The 21,655-nt window shown below is 62.9% G+C and carries 20 protein-coding genes and 1 tRNA gene; 12 read left to right on the forward strand and 9 right to left on the reverse strand.

Going from position 1 to position 21,655, the window contains the following annotated elements; translation table 11 throughout:
• Positions 1–351: 351 nt before the first annotated feature.
• Positions 352–1,137, reverse strand: a complete 786-nt coding sequence (locus ABFD92_14330; protein ID MEN6505714.1) for a prepilin-type N-terminal cleavage/methylation domain-containing protein — start codon at positions 1,135–1,137, stop codon at positions 352–354.
• Positions 1,138–1,154: 17 nt separating this feature from the next.
• Positions 1,155–1,874: an ATP-binding protein gene (locus tag ABFD92_14335; protein MEN6505715.1), complete on the reverse strand. Its 720-nt coding sequence runs from the start codon at positions 1,872–1,874 to the stop codon at positions 1,155–1,157.
• A 314-nt stretch (positions 1,875–2,188) separates the two neighbouring features.
• On the opposite strand from ABFD92_14335, the gene ABFD92_14340 reads away from it, so the two are divergent.
• The 7 genes from ABFD92_14340 (at position 2,189) to ABFD92_14370 (ending at position 6,493) form a co-directional block, all read left to right on the forward strand.
• Positions 2,189–2,461, forward strand: coding sequence for a hypothetical protein (locus ABFD92_14340; GenBank protein ID MEN6505716.1), 273 nt, complete (start codon positions 2,189–2,191; stop codon positions 2,459–2,461).
• A gap of 232 nt (positions 2,462–2,693) precedes the next feature.
• Positions 2,694–3,530, forward strand: coding sequence for a hypothetical protein (locus tag ABFD92_14345; protein ID MEN6505717.1), 837 nt, complete (start codon positions 2,694–2,696; stop codon positions 3,528–3,530).
• Positions 3,531–3,707: 177 nt separating this feature from the next.
• Entirely contained in the window at positions 3,708–4,196 is a 489-nt protein-coding gene (gene ribE, locus ABFD92_14350) for a 6,7-dimethyl-8-ribityllumazine synthase (protein MEN6505718.1), read from the forward strand.
• Between the two features lie 4 nt (positions 4,197–4,200).
• Positions 4,201–4,623, forward strand: coding sequence for a transcription antitermination factor NusB (gene nusB / locus ABFD92_14355; protein ID MEN6505719.1), 423 nt, complete (start codon positions 4,201–4,203; stop codon positions 4,621–4,623).
• A gap of 219 nt (positions 4,624–4,842) precedes the next feature.
• Positions 4,843–5,760 (forward strand): signal recognition particle-docking protein FtsY, encoded by a 918-nt coding sequence (ftsY, locus tag ABFD92_14360; protein MEN6505720.1) that lies wholly within the window; start codon positions 4,843–4,845, stop codon positions 5,758–5,760.
• A 220-nt stretch (positions 5,761–5,980) separates the two neighbouring features.
• Positions 5,981–6,052: transfer RNA gene (locus tag ABFD92_14365), tRNA-Asn, on the forward strand.
• 93 nt (positions 6,053–6,145) lie between these two features.
• Positions 6,146–6,493, forward strand: a complete 348-nt coding sequence (locus ABFD92_14370; protein ID MEN6505721.1) for a GIY-YIG nuclease family protein — start codon at positions 6,146–6,148, stop codon at positions 6,491–6,493.
• Between the two features lie 162 nt (positions 6,494–6,655).
• On the opposite strand, the gene ABFD92_14375 is transcribed toward ABFD92_14370, so the two are convergent.
• Together ABFD92_14375 and ABFD92_14380 are read right to left on the reverse strand one after the other, a co-directional pair.
• Positions 6,656–7,108, reverse strand: a complete 453-nt coding sequence (locus ABFD92_14375; protein MEN6505722.1) for a hypothetical protein — start codon at positions 7,106–7,108, stop codon at positions 6,656–6,658.
• Between the two features lie 11 nt (positions 7,109–7,119).
• Complete coding sequence (locus ABFD92_14380) at positions 7,120–7,503, reverse strand: hypothetical protein (protein MEN6505723.1); 384 nt, start codon at positions 7,501–7,503, stop codon at positions 7,120–7,122.
• A gap of 365 nt (positions 7,504–7,868) precedes the next feature.
• On the opposite strand from ABFD92_14380, the gene ABFD92_14385 reads away from it, so the two are divergent.
• Complete coding sequence (locus ABFD92_14385; GenBank protein MEN6505724.1) at positions 7,869–8,627, forward strand: class I SAM-dependent methyltransferase; 759 nt, start codon at positions 7,869–7,871, stop codon at positions 8,625–8,627.
• Positions 8,628–8,654: 27 nt separating this feature from the next.
• On the opposite strand, the gene ABFD92_14390 is transcribed toward ABFD92_14385, so the two are convergent.
• From ABFD92_14390 to ABFD92_14405, 4 genes are all read right to left on the reverse strand, one after another.
• A complete protein-coding gene (locus ABFD92_14390; GenBank protein ID MEN6505725.1) occupies positions 8,655–9,671 on the reverse strand; it encodes an aldo/keto reductase in 1,017 nt (338 codons plus the stop codon).
• 14 nt (positions 9,672–9,685) lie between these two features.
• Complete coding sequence (locus ABFD92_14395) at positions 9,686–10,357, reverse strand: VTT domain-containing protein (GenBank protein MEN6505726.1); 672 nt, start codon at positions 10,355–10,357, stop codon at positions 9,686–9,688.
• Entirely contained in the window at positions 10,354–11,640 is a 1,287-nt protein-coding gene (locus tag ABFD92_14400; GenBank protein MEN6505727.1) for an erythromycin esterase family protein, read from the reverse strand. Before ABFD92_14400 ends, ABFD92_14395 begins: the two co-directional genes overlap by 4 nt.
• A 257-nt stretch (positions 11,641–11,897) precedes the next feature.
• Positions 11,898–13,502, reverse strand: a complete 1,605-nt coding sequence (locus tag ABFD92_14405) for a hypothetical protein (protein MEN6505728.1) — start codon at positions 13,500–13,502, stop codon at positions 11,898–11,900.
• A 254-nt stretch (positions 13,503–13,756) separates the two neighbouring features.
• On the opposite strand from ABFD92_14405, the gene abc-f reads away from it, so the two are divergent.
• Positions 13,757–15,703 (forward strand): ribosomal protection-like ABC-F family protein, encoded by a 1,947-nt coding sequence (abc-f, locus tag ABFD92_14410; GenBank protein ID MEN6505729.1) that lies wholly within the window; start codon positions 13,757–13,759, stop codon positions 15,701–15,703.
• A 558-nt stretch (positions 15,704–16,261) separates the two neighbouring features.
• On the forward strand, positions 16,262–16,726 hold the full coding sequence (locus ABFD92_14415; protein MEN6505730.1) for a hypothetical protein: 465 nt from the start codon (positions 16,262–16,264) through the stop codon (positions 16,724–16,726).
• 186 nt (positions 16,727–16,912) lie between these two features.
• On the opposite strand, the gene ABFD92_14420 is transcribed toward ABFD92_14415, so the two are convergent.
• On the reverse strand, positions 16,913–18,019 hold the full coding sequence (locus tag ABFD92_14420; GenBank protein MEN6505731.1) for an aldo/keto reductase: 1,107 nt from the start codon (positions 18,017–18,019) through the stop codon (positions 16,913–16,915).
• 559 nt (positions 18,020–18,578) lie between these two features.
• On the opposite strand from ABFD92_14420, the gene ABFD92_14425 reads away from it, so the two are divergent.
• Positions 18,579–20,624 (forward strand): DUF6785 family protein, encoded by a 2,046-nt coding sequence (locus tag ABFD92_14425; protein ID MEN6505732.1) that lies wholly within the window; start codon positions 18,579–18,581, stop codon positions 20,622–20,624.
• A 319-nt stretch (positions 20,625–20,943) separates the two neighbouring features.
• Positions 20,944–21,498, forward strand: coding sequence for a tyrosine-protein phosphatase (locus tag ABFD92_14430; GenBank protein ID MEN6505733.1), 555 nt, complete (start codon positions 20,944–20,946; stop codon positions 21,496–21,498).
• Positions 21,499–21,655 lie beyond the last annotated feature (157 nt).

Here is a 21,655-nt window from a genome sequence, read left to right on the forward strand (position 1 = left end):
GTCGCGCAGCCCATCGCCCGCCCCTTTCGCCCGATCGTCCGCCCTCAGCCCGGCAGTCCCAAGGCTCTGTTCCAGGCGCAGCTAGCCGAAGATCGGCAACGTCGCCTCAAAAGGGGCGACCTGTGAATTGTGCAGCGTGCGACGGAAAAGACGAGCAGGCCCTTGCCCGGGCGCTTCGCCGCAGCGAAAATATACGCAGACCGCTGGGGCCGGTGGGGTTCGTCAAAAGCTCCATGCCGCCCCCCCAAAAAAAAGGAGAAGTAAACGGGACGAAGACCGCTGAAGCGGTCCTGCAGAAGGAATGAGCGGTCCGGTGGCGGCGTTTAACCACAAAGGCAGCGAGGCTCTTTATCATTTTCCGTCGATCGCGCCGGGGCAAATCACCGAGTCGGCTGGGGAGTTGGCCGGACAGATGCCGTCGCCGCTGAGGGCATCGGCGTAGATCTCGTCGCCGTGGATGACCGAGTCGGGAGTGGGCCTTGTGTGAAAGCCTACGGTGCCGCCCCGCGTCAGGTAGGAGATGCCGTCGCGGTGATTTTGAAGATCGTCGGACTTCTTCACGACCGGGTCGGCCGCGCCGCGCTTGGCCATGTCGGCCATGAACACGCTGTTGGCAGTGAACCCGCCTTTTTCCGGACTGATCGAAGGATTGGCCGCGCTTCGGGTGCCCTGGAGGTTCTTGTCGTAGGGGAACTGGATTCCGTACGAGAACTGCGTGTCGGACGACCAGCCGTTGATCTTGATGGTCGTTCCGTCGACCATGCGCGGCTTCCAGTCCTTGTCGCCGCCGCACTTGAGGATGTTCTCGGGAATCAAGGCTCTCTCGACGAGCACCCAGATCTCGTTCATCGGAGCGACCGCAACGTCTTCGAGCTTGTCGCTGGTGCCGGCTGGCTCATACTTGGCTGCTGCATCGCCGCTGACATGGCCGCGGATGCGCGCGAACCTGGCATTCTTTAGTTCATATTCCCGGAAGGCCCCGCCGATGATCTTGAGATTCGCCTGGCACGCACTTTTCCGCGCTTCGCTGATCGCATTGCCGATCCCGCAGCCGCTGCCATAGAACATCACGGCCACCAGCATCGATACCGCCACGACGACAACCAGCAACTCCACCAGAGTGAACGCTTTCTTCATGACCAGGCTCCCATGTGTTATGGATTCAGCGTCAGGGTGAAGGACGCGCCGGCGCCGGGTTGGCTTTGGGCTTCGATCGTTCCGCCGGCGGCGGTGACGATCTCGCGGCAGACGGCCAGGCCCAGACCGTTGCCGCCCGAGCCGTCGGGGCGCTGGCCGGTGGTGAAGAAGGGGTCGAAGATCAGCGGCAGATTCTCCGGGGCGATCCCCGGGCCATTGTCGGACACCTGCACGACGGTGCGGCCGCCCTCGGTCCAGGCCTTGACCGCGAGCCTGCGCGGGCCTTTGCTGCCCAGCAACGCCGTACGGGCGTTCATCAGCAGATTCAGCAGCACCTGGTGCAGTTCGACCGGCCGGGCGAGCACCGTCAAATCTTCCGGCACGTCGAGTGCCAGGTCGATGCGGTCCTTGGCCGGTTCGCGCGCCATCGCGGCCAGCACGTCCTGCACGGCCTGTCGCACGTTGACGTGCTGGGCCTGGGCCTCGCCCGGGCCGCTGATGCCCAGGATCGCCTGGCAGATCTCTGCCGCCCGCGCGCCGCCGGTAGCGGCGTGGGTCAGGGCCTTGTCCGTCAGCGAGGGGTTGCGTTTGGCCAGCGTGGCGTAGTTGAGGATCGGCGTGAGAATGTTGTTGAACTCGTGGGCGACCATCGCCGCGACGGTCCCGATCGTCGCGAGGCGCTGAGCGTGACGCAACTGGTTCGTCAACGCCTGAACCTGCGCCTCCAGGCGGGTCACCTGCTCCTGATGAGAGTCTGTACTGGATGCAGAAATAGCGGACACTCCGGCGAATCCTTTAGTGCGACGCGGTTTCACCATCGACCGGCGCTTCCGCCGGCCGCACAAATGCTCTATTATGTTATCGGGTTTCGAGCCGATTTCCTTGAAGGCATCCCCTCGGGAAGCAGCATGGGCATCTTGCCCATGAGTAGCACGGGCGTCTCGCCCGTTCAAACTGCCGGGGCATGGCCGGGACGGCCATGCGACTCACGGGCGAGACGCCCGTGCTACGAAGTTCCCGGCCGAGGACGTTACGAAGGAAGCATCTGACCATGGACGGCGGGGCACAACTGGACGCGCTGATCGCTCTGGCCGAGAGCCTGGAGATCACGGTGCGCTGCATCGCCGGGCGCCCCGGCGATGGGGCCTCTGCCGCAGACCTCGTGCGCCTCAACGGCAAGAGCGTGCTGTTTCTGGACTCGACCGCGCCGCCGGCCGAACAGGCCACGGCCGTGGCCAAGGCCTTGGCGGGCCGGCCGGAGCTCCAGGACCGGTTCCTGCCCCCCGCGCTGCGCGAAGCCATCGACCGCGCAGGAGGCCGATGAATTATGCGTCGCGGCAGATTCGACGGCCGTCAAAAAGCAATACAAAGCTGCTCTGTGTTCTCTGTGTCTCTGTGGTCGAATTGTTTTGGTGCGAACGCGCGGGGCAAGCCCCGCCGCTAACGCTGCAAGCAAGAACCGGGTGGAGGGAGTTGGTTCCGCGCTGCCCGGTTTGTTGTTCAATTGGAAATTGTAAATTGGAAATCGAAAATCACTGCGCCTTGAGTAGATAGCAATGTCACTACTGTCACTGATCAATCCGCGGCGGCTGCTCGACCGCTCCGGGCACGACCTGCTGGTGATGGGCGACGAGCGCCTCGCGGCCGAACCGCCCGGGCGATTTGCCAACACGGGGTTTGCGCTGATGCTGGCGGCCGCCGTCTGGGGCGTGGGCGCGGCATGGCTGTGGGGGGCGTCGTGGGAGCTCTTCGGCGGCGTGGGCAATTCGGAACTGGCCATGCCGGCGGCTGTCACATTGGCGGCGATCGTCGCCTGGCCGCTGCGGCGGGCTCTGGCGTCGCTGGTGGAAACGCTGTTCGGTCGCGACGCGACGGTGCGGTCCCTGTGCGGGGCGGCGCTGCTGATCCTGATGTTCGCGGCGATGTTTCACCTCAAGGCCGATTGGTCGCGCAGCGAGTGGGCGATGTGGCAGCCGATAGCGGGCATCCGCCCGCAGTGCAAGATTTACCGCGTGCTGATCCTCATGCCGCTGTGGGGCTGCTGGTCCATGCTGGCGGTTTGCCAGTTCTGCAAGAAACCTCCGGCCGAACCCGACGGCAAGGGCGGCACGTCTGCCCCGATGGCGACGTTCGCCCGCTCGTGCGGGCCCGGCGCGACGGCCTTGTGGCTGGCCATCGCCCTGGCGGCCAGCATGGGCTACTACGGATACATGGGCGAAGGGGCGCAACTGACGATGGCCGGCGCGAGCATCGCCGCGGCCATCGTTGGAACGCTGATCCTGTGCCGGCTCGGGGGCGGGCTCACGCGGCGCGCCCTGCTGGCGGGCAACGCCCTGACGCAACTGGTGCATCTGCTGACGTTCCTGGCGCTGCAAAACATTGCCATCGCCTGAGAACCGGCGTATAGTACGACATCGCTGGATCGGTGGTTTTCGTGTGGCGGACATCCTGTCCGCGCGTGTCGCGGGCGGCCCGCCCGCGCAATGCGATAAACCATGCGAAGGCAAGATGCCTTCGCCACGCGCGGGCGAGACGACCGCGACACGGTCCCAAACCCGAGGAGCCGCAGCATGAACGTATATCAAGGCAATCTGGTGGCGCCGGCCGGCGCCAAGTTCGCCATCATCGTCAGCCGCTTCAATGAGTTCGTCACCGGCAAGCTCCTGGAAGGCTGCCTCGACGGCCTGGTGCGCCATGACGTCAAGGACGACGATATCGACGTCGTCTGGTCGCCGGGGGCCTTCGAGATCCCCGTGCTGGCCCAGCAGCTCGCGGCCACCAAGCGATACGCGGCCGTCATCTGCCTCGGGGCCGTCATCCGCGGCGGGACCGACCATTATCAGTACGTCGCCTCGGAAGTCGCCAAGGGCGTGGCGATGGCCTCGATGAGCACCTCCGTGCCGTGCATCTTCGGCGTGCTGACGTGCGACACTGTCGAGCAGGCCGTCGACCGCGCCGGCGCCAAGAGCGGCAACAAGGGCGCCGCCGCCGCCGCGGCCGCTCTGGAAATGGCCAACCTCATCAGCCAGTTGCCCAGCGCGACCAAGCGGGGCAAGTAACGCTGTGCTAGCCCGCCATCGCGCAAGACGCCTGGCCCTTCAGGGGCTCTGCTGCCTCGACGTGCAGGGACCCGCGGCTCGCCCGAACCTCAGGGAATTCTTCGCCGACAGCGACGAAGACCCCGCCACGCGCAATGAGGCCGCCAAAATGCTCGACGTGGCGCTGCAGCGACGCGACGAGGCCGACGCCATCATGACCCGCCACGCCAAACACTGGGACCTGCAGCGCCTGGCGATGGTCGACCGAAACGTGCTGCGACTGACGATCGCCGAGATGATCGACGGCCGCACGCCCGCCAAGGTCGCCATCACCGAAGGCATCAAGCTGGCCCAGGAGTTTTCCACCGCCGAAAGCCCGAGATTCATCAACGGCATCCTGGACGCGGTGGCGAGGGAATTGGGTTTGGAAGAAGAAAGAAAATCCTAAACACTAAATCCTAAATCCTAAACAAATTCAAAAGGACAAATCGAATGATCGAAAGAAAAACCCTAAACTCTAATATCGAAATACTAAGCAAATTCAAAACAGACAAAATCAAATGATCAAAACCGGGATGGTATCGCGGCGTGTTTTGGTGATTAGAGTTTTTGAATTTGGTTCTTGTTTAGGATTTAGAGCTTAGGACTTAGGATTTGGAGTTCCAAAGTGGCTTTGTTCAGAAAAGCAATCGAGAAGCTCGCCGCCGGGCTGGCCCGGACGCGGCAGAAATTTGTCGGCTCGCTCAAGTCGCTGCTGACGGGGCGAAAGCTCGACCATGCTCTGCTGGACGACATCGAGGCCGAGCTCATCCAGGCCGACATCGGCGTCGCGGCGGCCACCAAGATCTGCTCCGATCTCGAAGCGGCCTTTAAGGACAAACGCATCGAGAAGGGCGACGACGCCATCGGGTTCCTCAAGGACGAGCTCAAGAAATATTGGCCGCCCGCCGACCGCTCCCTGCGGCTGGCCGCACAGGGGCCCACCGTCGTGATGGTCGCCGGCGTCAACGGAGCGGGCAAGACCACCTCCGTGGCCAAGCTCGCCTACCAGTTCAAGTCCGAGGGCAAGAAGGTCGTGCTCGCCGCGGCGGACACGTTCCGCGCCGCGGCCGTCGAGCAGCTCACCATCTGGGCGGGGCGCATCGGCGTCGAGATCGTCGCCGGCAAGGGCGCCGACCCGGCGGCCGTGGTCTTCGACGCCTGCGACGCGGCGACGGCCCGCGGGGCGGACATTCTGCTGGTGGACACGGCCGGGCGGCTTCACACGCAGGACCACCTGATGCGCGAGCTGACGAAGATTCGCGACGTGGTGGCCCGCAAGATCCCCGGCGCCCCGCACGAGGTGCTGCTGGTGGTCGACGCCACGACCGGCCAGAACGCCATCAACCAGGCCAAGGTCTTCTCCAAGGCCATCGACGTGACGGGCATCTTCCTGGCCAAGCTCGACGGCACCGCCAAAGGCGGCATCGTGGTAGCCATCCGCTCCGAGGTGAACATCCCCGTAAAGTTCGTCGGCCTCGGCGAGACCTACGAAGACGTGGAACCCTTCGACCCGGACCAGTTCGTCGAAGCTCTCTTCGCGTGAGTGGGTGGCACAGCCTTTCCAGGCTGTGAGGCCACAGGCTGGAAAGCCTGTGCCACCTGTCGGATCGTGTCGCGGGCGTCTCGCCCGCGCGTGCCGAGGGCATCTTGCCCTCGCTGGGGCAGGTGCGACTTTTGCACATGCCGCGCTTAACCCTCTTGACAGAACCGGCCGATATAGTGATGATAATACCTTCCGGCCCCGAGGCCGGGAGTGACTACCTTCCCCGATAGCTCAATGGTAGAGCGAGCGGCTGTTAACCGCTAGGTTCTAGGTTCAAATCCTAGTCGGGGAGTCCTTCGACTCGCTGCGCTCGCTCAGGACTTCGTCCTCACGGCTGCACGGCGTAGAGTCAGGGAAACTGTATCCTGGGGAAGCGAGTCGAAGGATGCTGAGCGAACGAAGTGAGTCGAAGCATTCCCTGATCGCGGCGCTCGCTCAGGATGCTGAGCGAGCCCAGCGAGTCGAAGCAGTCTGGCACGTTTACATCCTCCTCTGTCGCGATGGTGCGTACTACGTCGGCGTAACCAATGACCTCGAGCGTCGCTGCAGTGAGCATTTCACCGGCCGCGGCGGCCACTACACCAAGTACAATCCGCCCCTCCGCCTGGCATGGCACGAGGCTCATCCCACCCGCGCGGCTGCCGAAGCACGGGAACGACAACTCAAAGGCTGGACTCGCCGAAAGAAACAAGCTCTCATGGCCGGAGACTTGGCGCTGTTGAAGAGACTCTAAGGAACCTTTCGCCCCGCCAAGAGCAAAGTCCTGAGCGAGCAAATGAGCGAGTCGAAGGGCAACGGCCCAAACTCTCTGACTCTCCGGTGAACAGCTCGCCAGTGGTTAACAGACCCGTCCGCACCGGGACCATGAGCAATTTACGCCAGCAGGCCGAGCGAATCACGCGCCGATGCCGTAGAAGTAGACGGTTCTGGTGCTGCGGTCGATCACGAGGTAATGTGTGCCCTGGTGGGTCCAGCCGTTCTTTACGTCGCTCAGTTCGTAGCATTCTTTCGTGGAGATAGATGCCGGGTCCCAGGCTGGCGTGAAACGGTCGTACCCGGCAGGAAGCTTGAAGCGGAAGGAAATGGATGCCCAGGTGGCGGGCTTAAACCCTTGGGCAATCACCGCGTCGATGTCCGCCTTGGATGCGTTGAACCGCAGATAAAGGCTATAGCCCTGCCATGTGTCCCCGACACCTTGCAGGTTGGTGATGCTGGCGGAAATGGGATTCTGGATGGTGTATTGAAACATCTCCTGTGGCATGTTGGCCGAAGAAGGCCCGCTCCCCGAATCGCAGCCAGCAAGCACAAGACAAACGAGCGTCAGCAACCCATAGGAAATTCGCTTCAATGCTTCCCCCCTCATGGTCCGTAGATGGTGACGAATTCGCTGTACGTTACCAGCATCGCTGTCTGATGCAGGACCAGGAACGCCGCGCACAAAGCCAAGTTCAGCGCACCGAAACTACCTGCCGTCACTCGCCATAGCCGTCTGTGAAACATCCAAGCCGCCGCGAGGCCCATTACCATTGCCGCAGCGCTTGCCAAATAGACCATCGAGAAGTAACCATCGGCAACATGGTTCATTCCCGGCTGGCTATTGTAGGTGAACCAGAACAACCGGAGTCGATTAGCGATTTCCAGCCCCAAGCCGATCGCGGCCACGGCTGCAACCAGCAGGCACAACGCAGCAGTAGTCTGGCGAAGTCGCCCGATCGCCCCTGATGTTGATGGTTGGGCTTCCATAGTGCTCATTATCGGCTGTGTTGGCGGGAGATGTCCAGCGCGATTCGTCCGGCAACAGCCGGTTGCTTCCGCATCCTACCGCCATTTCGAACTCGCGCCGGGTAAGTAAGAGAAGGACGAGCAACACCAACCCAGCCAGACAGCGTGCCGGTCGCTAAGCGAAGGCCGTTGTGGGCGCTTCCGCAAGGAGCCCGCAATGCGCCACGAACTGGACGACCGGATCGAACCGAGATCGCATCGGGCGTCGTGTTGCGTGGCCGGGCTGGGAGCATTAGTATGAGCATCGACTGGGGGGGGTAAGCCGTCAACAGGGGTTAATGAAGATCAGACGGCATGCCAGTCGCAACGATAGAAAGGAGTCGGCTATGGACCTCGGCATGGACATGTGGAAGTACTTTGGCATCACTCACACTGACCACACGGTTATGAATCCCTTGAGCCTGGAGAAGACGCGGGAGCTCGTGGGGCTGCTGCGGCTGGCGGATGGCGGACGCGTCTTGGACGTGGCCTGCGGCAAAGCGGAGTTCCTGTGCCTGGTGGCCGAGGCGTACGGCGTGACGGCCACGGGCGTCGAGCTTTCGCCCTATACCATTGCGGCGGCCCGCGAGAACGTGCAGGCCCGCGGCCTGGGCGGCCGCATCGAGTTGCTCCACATGGACGGCGGCCAGTACCAGCCCGATGCGCCGGAGAGTCTGGACTTGGCATCGTGCATCGGGGGCTCGTGGGTGTACGGGAATCACAAGGGCACGCTGGAGGTCTTGACGAAGATGACCCGCCCCGGCGGCCTGGTGCTCGTGGGCGAGCCGTTCTGGGCGGCCGACCCCGACCCGGAATACCTCAAGCTCACGGGCTCTGATCTGAGCCTGTGCGGAACCCATGCCGGCAACGTGGCCGTTGGCGAGGACGTCGGCCTCGCTCTGCTCTATACTCTGGTGGCCAACCCGGACGACTGGGACCGCTACGAGGGGCTCCAATGGCGCGCCGCCGAGCAATATGCCGCCGCCCACCGGGACGATCCCGACGTAGAGGCCCTGCTCCGCAGCACCCGCAGGAATCGCGACGCCTATCTCCGCTACGGCCGCAACTGCATGGGCTGGGCGATATACCTTTTTCAGAAGCCCTGAAGATTCTGCGCAGAGACGGATTTCTCTTCAGGCAAACACGTGCTCGGGGCGGAGGTAGGACAGGTGCAGGTCGCTGTCGCGGAGTGACTTCTGCAACTCGCGGCGTTGGGAGTCTTTCATTGGTTGGAAGTCGTAGCACACAGCCGTGTTCTGCTGGAGTTGCTTGCGGTCGTAGATGCCGTTGACGACGACGTGGATCGGCAGCGACAGCGCGTAGCGCAGCAGGTTTTCCGGCGAGGTTTTGCCGGCCTCGCCGCCGACGAGAAGGCCGGGCAGGCCCTGCGTGCCCTTGCGGCTGTACTGCGGGGTTCCGCCCATGACTTTCATCGCGATGATGCCGAGCTTCTGCTTCTGGGCGGCCGGCAGGAGCGTCTCCTCGCACGCGAGCCCGTTTTTTGTGGGGTTGAAGGTTGCCAGCAACGTGTCGAACTCGTACATCTCGACGGCCTGCTTCATCCGCTCGGCGCCGCAGTGGCCGGTCACGCCGATGAAGCGGATCACCTTCTGATCCCGCAGCTTCCGCACAAGCGTGTAGATGCCGTCGGGTTTGCCCAGGCGGGCGAGGTCCTCGGCGGCTGTTATGCTGTGGATTTGCAGGCAGTCCAGATGATCGGTTTGGAGCAGCTTGAGGCTCGTCTCGATGTCGCGCATCGCCTTGTCGGCGTCGCGCTCGAGCGTCTTGGTCGCCAGGTAGACATCCTTGCGGCGGCGGCCGATCGCCTTGCCGAAGCGGCGTTCGCTGTTGCGGGGGTCGTCCTGGCGGCCGTACATCGGTGCGGTGTCCAGGTACGTGATCCCCGCGTCGATGCAGTCGTTGACGAATCGCCCGGCCATCTCATCGTCGGCAAAATCCGTCAGCGCGCTCTGGCCGCCCAAGGCCAGGATACTCACTTCGACCCCGGTCTTGCCGAGGGAGCGCTTGGGCATCTTGCCGGCGGAGGATGCGAAAGCGACCGCCGCGGAATCTAACCCGGCCAGCCCCGCGCCAGCCGCGCCGGCGGCGATGAGTTTCAGGACGTCTCGTCGTGCAATGCCGTGCTTCATGTCGTGATCCTGCTTCAATGCTTCACCTTTCTCGTGCAATTGTTCCACTGAGCCCAGACCAGGTAGGCGCACCACAGTGCGGCCGGCACCAGCGTCAGAACCAACAGCAGCTCCGACGAGGCAGCCGTGGCGCTGCCGGCCCAGGCCAGCAGGAAGCCCATCGGAACGGATCCGACGCACAGCGCCGACACGAAGCGTCCGCGGTGCATCCCGGCCAGGCCCGCCATGAAGGTCAGGACTTCGGGCATGACGGGCAGGGCGCGCGAGGCGATGATTCCGCCGACGCCCCAGGTGTCGAAGAAACGCTGGAGGTCGGCCATCTCCTCTTCGCTGGCCAGGAACCTGGCCGCCTTGCGCCCGGCCACACGCGCCAGCGCGTACGCCACCAGCCCGGCCAGAACCGACCCCGCCGCCCCGACCACCCCTCCCCAGAAGGTGCCGTAAATGACCCCCGTCGCCGCCACCACCGGAGCGGCCGGTATCGGCAAAAACAGGTCCGCAACCAGCAGGGCGATGGCGACAGCCCACGCGTACGGTCTTGCCGACGCGACCCATGCGGCAAACTCCGCCGACTCGAAATAGGCATCCATCGCCCTGTGCCAGAGGAAGTACGGCACAAGGATCAAGACGACAATGCCCGCCACAATTGCGGCCAGTTTCAGATGCGTGGTCTGCCTGGAAGTCATGACATAGAGGATACCCGCGAAGTGACCACGGTGGTATCCGGAACGTTGACTACCGCGTCGAAGGCATCCAGTACGGGAGTCTGCAGGAAAGCTCCCTGCATCTGGATTCGATCGGGAGCCCCCTGGCCGTCGCGCGGCGCGGTACGCAGGTCGGCAATCGCCAGACCCAGCCCCGCGTCGACAAATGCCTTTTCAACGCTGCCTTCTTCTGGCGGCGGGACCGGTTGGCTCTTGATGGCAAAGCCAAACTCTGCGTTCTCGTCCAGGAGCATGTCGGCGGTCTGACCGCTGGTGCTGGTAAGGGCAATGGCAAAGTAATCCTCGCCCATCGCCCGCCCGAGGTGCTGGCCCATCGGGAACGCGGAAAGCCGGCCGTCATAGCTGATCGCGGTCTTCTGAATATGTGCGTTGTGTGCTTGCAGGACCATGCGCGAATCGGGGGCGTGATCCAGGTGCCACTGCACCGACTCGGCCATGTAGATTTCCCTGTCGGTGGTGTCGGCCGTCAACCCGCGCCCCGCATACAGGTCGGCCATCGCGGAGAAGTGATAGTCGGCGCAGCAGGCCGCTTCGAGTCGTCGCAGGGCGATATCATAGCTCGACTGATCGCTGCGGCTGATGTAGAGCACCGCCGCGGCGCGGAAGCGGATCAGAAGCCGCGCGAGCACGCTCGTCAAGGCGTTCTGTTCAGCGGCGTTGAGCCGGGCCCATGCCGGTGATGCCGTAGCCATTGAACTGCCCGCAACCTTGCTCGCAATGCCCAGCGCTTTCTCCAGCCGGGGCATGGACTCCGGGTCAACCTTGCGAACATAGTCAGCCAGCGGCTCCAGCGCGGGCAGCAGCGATCCGCCTGCGGCGGGGATGTCGACTCCTGCAAAACGAACGGCACTTGCGGCGTCGGCATTATGTCGACGCAGCCACCGTAACTGTTCGGCGAATCCCAGGGGCAACATCCCCGCGACGAGTTGGTCCAGGTCGCCGTCCGCACCGCCGCCGCGCGCCCAGGCATCGACAGCGACGCCTTCGCTGAAGCCGAACTCAAACGCGAAAATCGTAAACCCGCATCGCTCGACCAGGAACCGAAGTATCCGCTGCCGCATCAGCCAATATTCGCGGATGAAATGGGAACTCTCGCCGATCGCCACCACCCGCGCGTGGCCAATCATGTCTTTGAGCGGCTCCAGATCATCCAGCGGCGCATCAGGAGCAAAACTCGACAACGCGACGCCGTGGCGAGAAAGCCAATTGGCAAAACGGTCACCGCTCGATGTTCCAGCCGACATGAGGGCGAAGATAGCACCTCCAGATCGGTTGTGCGAGTAAAGATTGGCCCGCAGACCTCGCGTCACCCGTTCTGCCGCAGAATCCCGCCAACGCCAACTCAAAAGGCTGGCCCCACGCCAAGAAGATTGCCCTGGCACAAGGCGACATGGAACGGCTGAAGCGCTTGTTAGACCGTTGCCTCTTTGGCCCTTGGCCCGAAGATCGCCCCGAACTCTCTGACTGTGATTTCGAACTCGACTCACTCGGAGCAGCGGCATCATCGCAAGGCATAGTTGACGACTACCGTCCGATTTAGGCCGTCGCTGTCGAACTTGACGAAGGCTTCCGGCCCACGCGACCGGACCATTCGCAGCACCCATCGGCCATCCTTCTGGATCACTTCATTGAACGATTCGGGGGTAATCTCGATCTTGCCGACCGGCTTGCCATTGGCGTGCTTGAACGTCCGCTCGGCAAAGGCGTCGTTGGCAAGTTTGGCGGCCAAGACACGTGCCTGTCGCTTGGTCAGCGCCTTGTCCTTCTCCAGCGTCGGCAGATCCGTCAAACTGGCCTCTTCAAAGCTCCACGTCTGGCGACGGGCCATCCACCACTCGACCATCTTTGGTATCGCGTCGTCGAGCTGAGGAGTCCACGTCCCGCCTGCCTCGTACCCAAAGCGGTCATCGAAGATCGTGGCTAGACGTGTGAAGGTATTGTGGAGCGACTGACGGAAGGATGCCGCATTGGATTCTTTCGCCTGTGGCGAAGGGTTGTCGATCGGCCAAGGCTCTTTGACCGTCAGGCACTCGATCAGAATATCGATGCCACACTTGTCCTGTCGATCAATCAAGGCCGCTCCAACATGCCAGCGTTGGGTCCAACCGATGCTGCCCGTTACGTCCGCTGCCGCCTTGTGTAGCTCCATCAGCCTGGCGACGGCTTCTTCCCGCGAATCGATGCGTTGAAGAACATCGATCTCCATGCGATGGCCGAGCAGCTTTTCACCGAGTGCCTGTCGGACTCTGTCAGCAGCCCCCCAGTTGATCAGCGTCCGCATTACGCCATCGGGCAGTTTCTCCCTTTCGACACTCAGCGCACCATACAACCGGTCAAGGGCTGCTTGGCGGATGCCCTTGGGTATCGCGTTGGAAAAGTTGCTTAGACCCATCCCGGCGTATCCGCGCGTGGTGGCGTCATACTTGCTGTCTGAGGCAATGATCGCCAACGCCTCCGCGCTTTCTCGCGAATAGCCGCTAATGGCCAAGCCCCATACTGCCCGGAAGCGTGTCTTGTCCCCCGTGACTGGGTCGAGTGCTTCCTTCGCCTTGATTGGGCGTTCCTCTGGCTTGAGATACGGATAGCCTCCTGCGCCAGATGATTCGGCTGGAGCCATCGGCTGAGTCGTCACTTTCCTCGCGTTGATGGGATTGATCACATACCACTGCGGTAGGCTGCTCAGTTTTGCGCGGAAAGGCGTGTGCGGTGAGTTGACAAACGCCTTCCAGAGGGCAGCATGGTCGTTTGGATCGATCTTCTCAATGGCCTTGATGACGCCGGAATAGGCGATAAGTTCCTCGTCGCCAGCCGCCAACTTCACCGCCGCCCGCACGTAGCTGTCTTCCTTGTTGTATTCCTTGATGTAGGCGATCTGTCCACTGACGAAGATGCATCCATATAGCCTTTGGTTACTGTAGAAGTGCATGCTCGATAGCTCGAAGACCAACTCCGTTCCCTCAGGGGTCGTCTGGCCGACGTAGATCTGGACGATTGGATTGTTCTCGGCAACGGCCCATTCGGCAGGTTGTCTGGCGGGTCGCAATTCAGGATTGCCAGCCAGAGCCAACTGTGCTAGCAGCAGCACGACCACCCAGTTCTTGCGCATGGGGCATCTCCTATTCTCAACTGCACGATTAGACGCTCTGACAGCCATTTGGTTCCGATGATCTTGCCGCTGGTTACAAACCCGTTCGCACCGGGACTTACCGACATTTCGAACTCGCGCCGGGGTAAGTAAGAGAATGACGAACAAGACCAACGAGTATGAGCAATAGCAGTCGCCGGACGCTACAATCATGCTTTCGCGCGGAGCAGGCCTCCGGCGGCGGGGGGGGGGCGGACGCGTAAGACGGTGCTTGAATGTCGTTGATCACAACCAATGCTGTCAGCAAGAGCTGGTCGGACGTGGACGTTTTGACGAACGTTCATGTGAGTCTGGCGCCGGCTGAGCGGGTGGGGCTGGTCGGGCCTAACGGGCAGGGCAAGACGACGCTGATCCGCATTCTGGCTGGGCTTGAAGGGCCCACCGAGGGCACCATCGACCGCAAGAACGGGTTGCGGATCGGGTATCTTCCGCAGGACCCGCCGGCGCTCGAAGGCGCCTCGCTGCACGAGGCCATGCTGGCGGTCTTCGCCGATCTGCACCGGCTGGAGGAGGAGGTCCACCGCCTCGCCGCGGCGATCGAAAGTTCCAGCGACGAGACGCTCATGGACCGGTACGGCCGCCTGCAGCACGAGTTCGAGGTCCGCGGCGGGTACACGTACGGCCGCAAGATCGAGCAGGTGCTGTCGGGGCTGAGCTTCGAGCGGGAGGTGTGGGACCGCCCGCTGTCGCAGCTTTCGGGCGGGCAGCGCACGCGGGCGTACCTGGGGCGGTTGTTGCTGGAAGACCCCGACGTGCTGCTGCTGGACGAGCCGACCAACCACCTGGACTACCAGACCGTCGAGTGGCTCGAGGAATACCTGCAGAGCTTCGCCGGGGCGATCATCGTCGTCTCGCACGACCGGTACTTCCTCGACCGCGTCACCACCCGCACGTGGGAGGTTTCCGCCGCGGCCGTCGAGTGCTACCGCGGCAACTACTCGCACTATCTCACGCAGCGCGACGAGCGGTTCAAGGAGCGCATGCGCCGCTGGCAGGCCCAGCAGGAGTACATCGCCGAGACGGAAGACTTCATCCGCCGCTTCCTGGCCGGTCAGCGGTCCAAGGAAGCCAAGGGCCGCCGCACGCGCCTCGAGCGGTTCATGAAGACCGAGGCGATCCCCAAGCCGCGCGAGCACCAGCACATCTCGGTCAAGTTCAACCCCGGCGTGCGCACGGGCGATTTCGTGCTGCGCCTGGCGGACCTGCAAGCCGGATACGACGCGGCCGCTCCGCTGGTGCACGTCGAGAAGCTCGAGATCCAGCGCGGGCAGCGCGTGGCGATCGTCGGGCCAAACGGCTGCGGCAAGACCACGCTGCTGCGGACGATCCTGGGCAAGCTGCCGGCGCTGGGCGGCAAGGTGAGCCTCGGCGCCGGCGTGCGCGTGGGGTATCTCTCGCAGACGCACGCGGAGCTGGTGGCCGACATGACGGCCGTCGACGCCGTGCGCCAGGGCGACCCGGGCGTCAGCGAGTACAAGGCCCGCTCGCTGCTGGGCGGGCTGCTGATGGGGGAGGAGGACGCCTTCAAGCGCATCGACCAGCTCTCGGGCGGGCAGCGCAGCCGCGTGGTGCTGGCGCGGCTGATGCTCGCCGACGCCAACGTGCTGGTGATGGACGAACCGACCAACCACCTGGACATTCACTCGCAGGAAGTGCTCCAGGAGGTGCTGGGCGAGTTCGAGGGCACGGTGATTTTCGTCAGCCACGACCGCTACCTGATCCAGGCCCTGGCCAGCCACATCTGGGCCATGCACGACGGGGCCATCACCGAACTCAAGGGCGACTGGAACAAGTACCTCGCCTGGCGCGACAAGGTCGAGACCGCCGGCGGGACCATGCCCGTCGGCGAAAAAGGCAAGGACGCGGCCAAGACTGACCGCCTCGAACAGTACGACCAGCGCCGCGACCAGGAGAAGCAGCGTCGCAAGGCCGCCAACAAGATCAAGAAGATCCAGCGCCAGTTCGAGCAGACCGAGACGCGCATCCACGCCCTGGAAGACAAGCTCAAGACGATGAGCGAAGAGATATCAGCCGCCTCGGCGGCAGGGGATCTGGAGCGCGTCCGCGCGCTGGGGGCCGACTACGCCGCCGGCGACGTTCAGCTCCGCGAGCTGTACGCCCAATGGGAGCAGATGGGCGCGGCGCTGGAAGAGGCGGAATGATGGAAGAATGGAATGATGGGGACGGGGTGGCATGGCGACCCACCAGAAACCAAAACGTGTGTTGCCATGCCACCCAGTTAGCGGCGGGGCTTGCCCCGCGCGTTGGCCCCCGACCCCCAAGAAACTTACCACAGAGGCGCAGAGAAAAACGAGAAGATGGGGATGAGAACGGTAGGGCGGGGTGGCATGGCGACACGCGAAGCGGGTCGCCATGGGCGGAAGGAAGGATACAACGATGCACACAGAGTTCACCGAGACCGGGGGGCAAATTAGCTGCTGAGGTCGCGGAGGTCGCAGAGGGAAGAAGTAGTTTTGTCTTTTTACAGCCTCAGCGTCCTCAGCGACCTCAGCGGCTTGATCTATCGGCGGCAGTCGCCATGGGCGTTCGTGCGCTGAGCATCATGGCGACCCACAAGAAACAGAAACGTGTGTCGCCATGCCACCCGGCAGAATCGAGATTCATTGTGTTTTTCTGGAACCGCCCCTTTGCTTGCGCATCTAATACCAGACCGCCGCCGGGATGGTGCGGGCAGCCCCCTTATCACAAGGACGCGTAACATGACAAAAAGGATTATGATGCTCGCGCTGATAACGTGCCTCTTGATTACGGCGGCCGTCTATGCCGGACGAGGTCTGAGCATGAAATGCCAGAGCCAAGAAGGCAACGCCGGAGCGGCGCAGAAGGGCTGCGGGCACGAAGCGCAGGTGCTTTTCGGGGGAGGCATGTTCTTCAACCAGGTTGGCGGATACTGCCGCGCGTGCAAGAAGTTCGTCTACCTCAGTTGGACGCGGGACAACATCCCCGCCGATATGAAGGCCCGGATCAAAGTCATCCCCCGCCCGGCGCCGCTGGGCGAGGTCTGGGACGCCCAGACAGGCAAGATCATGACCATCCACGCCTGCCCCACCTGCAAGGGGCCGTTCCTCGAAATCCGGAACCCCGACGAGTTGAAACATTGCCCCGCCTGCAACCGGCCTTACTTCGCCATCGACAAGAGCAAGCCCGAATTGGCGGTAGACTGATCCTTGTGCGCTGACCATCATGGCGACCCACGAGAAACAGAAACGTGTATCGCCATGCCACCCGCCCATTGTGGCAGGGGGAACGATCAGGGACATGGCGGCTTGACAACGGCCGCCATGGCACCCCCCGGCCCGTCCGCGCAATCGCTCTGCGGTCTCTGCGATCTCTGTGGTGAAATATCCGGGCTATCCCTTCTGCTTTTTCTCCCAGGCGCTGGCGGCTTCGAGAACTTCCTTGAGCCTTTCACGGATGGGCAGGTGCTGGGTGCAGCGGTCTTCGCAGGCGCCGCAATCGCTGCACTTGGTGCCGCTTTCGGGATCGACCACCCAGTGCCATCGCAGACGCGGCACGGACTGGTCGGGGTCGTTCTGCAGTCGCATCACGTCGCGCGTCTCCATGAACTGCGGGATCGGCACGTCGTTGGGGCAGGGCAGGCAGTATCCACAGCCGGTGCAGAATCCGTCGAATTTGCCGAGAATCTCGCCGCGAAGGCGTTCCATGGCGGCTGCCTCGTACGGGCGGAAGTTTTCCACCGCCGCGACGGCCTGGTCGATCTGCTCGACGCTCGAAAAGCCCACCAGCGCCGTCGAGATGGACGGGTCCGACACGACGAACCGCAAGGCCGCCTCGACGACGGACCGGTCGGCCGGTCCGCGGATGAAATCGAACGTCTTGGCGTGCTGGGCGAGCAGCCCGCCGCCGAGGGGGTTCATAGCCGCCACGCCCAGGCCCATGGCGCCGGCGGCGTCGACGGCTTCCTGGCGATAGGAGAAGTTGGCGGCGCAGTATCCCAGCAGCACGCCCTCGAAGACGCCCTCGGCCAGCACATCTTTCAGCAGCGGACCCGACAGGTGCGACGAGGCGACCACGTGGCCGATGAGCCCTTCTTCCTTGGCCTGGAGCATGGCCTTGACGGCGCCTTCGTCGCGGCGGCTCTGGTAGTCGCCTTCCTTGTTGAGGCACCACATGTGATAAAAGTCGATCTGGTCGACGCCGAGGCGCTTGAGCGATTTCTCAATGGCCGCTCGCATGTCCTCGGTTTTGGCGGCGAAGGTCTTGGTGGAGATATAGAACGAGTCGCGCGGCATGTGCTTGATCGCCGCGGCCATGATGTCTTCGCTCTTGTCGCTGCAGTAGCCCGGGGCGGTGTCGAAGTAGTTGATTCCGCGCCGGTGTGCGTGCAGCACCAGTTCGGCACTGGCGTCGATGTCCTCGGGCTTGGGGAATCGCATCCCGCCAAAGCCGATCGCCGAAACATTCTTTCCCGTCCTGCCGTAGGGCTTGGTCCACATCAGTGCGTTCTCCAATAAGGCCAGAAGAAGGCCGGTTCGCGGGAGGGTAACGATTTTCCTCTATGGCACCAGATACTCGCTCACCCCGGCCGATTCAAGCCCCAATCGCAAAACAACTTGCCACAAAGCAGGATCGAAATTAGCCGCAGAGGTCGCTGAGGTCGCAGAGGGAAGAAAAGAAACAACCGACGACGAGGACGAGGACGACGAGGAGGACGAAAAGAACGCTCCCCGTCCCCATCCCCGGCCCCGTCCCGGTCTTTGTTTTAATCCTCTTAATCCTCTCAATCCGCGTAATCCCGCACTCCCCGTCCCCGAGCCCGAAGAGAAACGAGAGGACGAAATTAGCCGCAGAGGTCGCTGAGGTCGCAGAGGGAAGAAGTTGTTTTGTCTCTTCACATCCTCAGCGACCTCAGCGGCTTAATTCTCCCGATTCCCGGTTCCGACAGACCCCATTCGCGGGCGGGGTTTTTGGGCAGCGGGTTGCCTTTGGATGGCTCGATGAAGTATCATGCGCGTCACGCACAGCCGATAACGGAGCCACACTGACTAGTTCCGCATGACCTTACGAGCGACCATCCTGGGCCTGCTGGGGGCGATGTTTGTCGTCACGGTAGGCTATTTCGCCAGCCAGGTCGCCAACCTGGCGCATTTCGCCAACCATTTCTTTCCGATCGTCGTATTCTTTCCGCTGGTGGTCTTCGGGGCGATCAATCCGCTGATGAAGCGCCTCGGCGGCGGTTGGCGCCTCACCAGCGGCGAACTGTCGGTCATCGCGGCGATCATGCTCATCGGGTGCAGCCTCCTGGGCACGGGGCTGATGCGATTCTGGAGCCGCGGGACCTTCATGCCCGTTCTGATCAACCACGGAAATGTCCGATGGAACAAGGCCCAGGCGATGCAGCAGGTCCCGTCTTACCTGCTGGTCAACGACGGCAAGTATGACGAAAGCCTCGCCGAGGCCTACCGCGGCCTGCGCAAGAGCCCCGACTCGCCGAGCATCGGGTTGTCAGACGTTCCCTGGGGGCAGTGGCGCGGGCCCCTGGCCACCTGGATGCCCATCATCCTGCTGTACTCCATCGCCTCGATCTGCATGGCCCTGATGGTCCGGCGCCAATGGGCCGAGAACGAACGCCTGCCGTACCCGATCGCGCAGGTCGCTGCCGCCTTCATGGGCACCGACGAGAACCCGCCGGCCGGCGGGCTCTTCCGCCATCATCTCTTCCTGGTCGGGGCCATCGCGGTCTTCGCCATCCACCTGGCCAACGGTCTCAACACCTGGACCAACGGGCGCTTCATCAGCATCCCGATGGTGTACGATTTCTTCGAACTGCTCCAGCGATACCCGACCCTGGGCAGCGGCGTCTGGGGGTTCGGGCTGGTGCATGTGGCCCTGTGGCCGACCATCATCGCCTTCGCCTGCTTCATCAACGAGAACGTCAGCTTCTCGCTGGGCATATCGGCTATCCCGTTTTTGCTGGTGGGCGTCCTGTGTACCGAGAACGGCGTCAACCTCAACTGGAGCTACCTCGACGGCGGCGTCCTGGGGTGGCAGATGGCCGGAAGCTTCCTGGCCGTGGGCGTGACCATCCTCTACCTCGGGCGGCGCTACTACGCGCAGTTACTGGGGCGGATCTTCGGGTTCGGACGTGACGGCGAAGTGCGACCTTACGAGGCCTGGGCCGGGCGAATCTTCGTTATCTGCTTTGGTCTGCTGGTGCTGATCCTGTCGAAGATGGGCCTGGACTGGCCTTTCGCCGCCATGGCGGTGGGCTTGTTCCTGCTGGGGTTCCTCGTCTTCGCGCGCATCAACGTCGAGAGCGGCCTGGTGCTCGTGCAGAGCTGGTGGCAGCCGATGGCGGTGCTGGTGGGGCTCTTCGGGGCCGAGGCCCTGGGGCTCAAGAACCTGGCGATGATCGGCATCTTCTACCCGGTGCTGAGCTTCGACCGGCGCGACTGCCTGATGCCGATGATCCTCAACGGTCTGCGGATCTGCCGCTACAACAACATCCTGGCCGGGCGCGTCGGGGCCGTCAGCGTCCTGGCGCTGGTGGCTATCACCGTCGTGGCAGTTCCCTTCGGTCTGTGGGTGGACTACAACTGGGGCTTCAAGATGGGCAACACGCCCAACGAAGCCAGCACCATCGCCAACCCGCCCTCGGGAACCTTCGAGTACCTGGCCAACTCCTTCACCGAACTCAAGAGCACCGCCGTGTTGCTCAATTCCCAGAACCTGACGCTCTGGCAGCGCCTGACGCACATCAAGCCCGACAGCAAGTTCCTCTGGTCGATGGGCCTGGGATTCGGCGCCGTGCTGATGCTGGCCTGGCTGCGGACGCGCTACGCCTGGTGGCCGCTGCACCCGATCCTGCTGCTGGTCTGGGGCACCGGCGCCCTGCAGGAGATGGCCTACTCGTTCCTGCTGGGCTGGCTGATCAAGCGGATGGCCCTGAAGTACGGCGTCTCGTGGCAGTCGCTGCGAATCTTCATGATCGGCGTGATCGCCGGCGACCTGGTCGGCGGGGCCCTGTGGATGATCGCCGGGGCCATCAGCTACGGCATCACCGGACAGCAGCCCGTCAAGTATTTCATCTTTCCGCTCTAAGGCTGTGTGCGAATTAGCCGCTGAGGCCGCTGAGGTCGCTGAGGGGAAGAAAAGCAACAACCGACGACGAGGACGAGAACGACGACGAGGACGAACAGAAGACTCTTTCCGTCCCCGTCCTTGTTTTCAATCCTCTTAATCCTCTCAATCCCATCCCAATCCCGCACTCCCCGTCCCCGTCCCGTCCCGGGCCTGAAAAGAAACAACTGCGACATTTCTGAAATTAGTCCCGGCAGGGCATACACTTTCGCAACAGGTTGGTTTTTCTTAAGGCATCAAGCCGATCATAATAGAGCCCCTTGCCGGAAAAGGTACCATTATGAAACTCAAACGACGCACATGGCTTTATGCGGCGGCGACTATCGTGGTGGTCATCGCGGCCGTGATCGTGTGGGAGGTCTGGCTCGAGGACTATCCGGTCCGACAGTTCGGCGTTGTGGAAGAAGGGGTGCTGTATCGCAGCGCCCAACCGACCGAGGCCGCCTGGCGGCGCCTGCGGGACGACTACAAGATCCGCACGGTGGTCAGCCTTCGCGAGGAGGAGCCCGACGCGGCCTGGTGCCAGCTCGAGAAGCAGTTCTGCGCCGCCAACGGCATTGGCTACGTGAGCATGCCTATCGGCCCGTACGAGATCACTGACGAGCAGTTGCAGACCCTGCTGAAACTGATCGGCGATCCGCAGCGCCAGCCGGTGCTGGTACACTGCGAACTGGGCAAGGCCCGCACGGGCGTGGCCGTAGCAGCGTATCGGATCGCCGCCAACAGGTGGTCGTGCCGCTCGGCCGTGGAAGAAGCCCAAAATTACAAGAAGCACCTCGACGTGGCGTATGTCGGGTACCTGTGGGGCCTGTCCAGGGTCTGCGACCGCAAGTAGACTGCGGCATTATCGGGTGTGCCCAACGCGCTGAAAAGCAACAACCGACGACGAGGACGAGGACGACGACGAGGACGAGCAGAAGACTCTCTCCGTCCCCGTCCTTGTTTTTAATCCTCTTAATCCTCTCAATCCCGTCCCAATCCCGCACTCCCCG

It is taken from the genome of Planctomycetaceae bacterium, assembly GCA_039680605.1.
Lineage (GTDB): Bacteria > Planctomycetota > Phycisphaerae > SM23-33 > SM23-33 > JAJFUU01.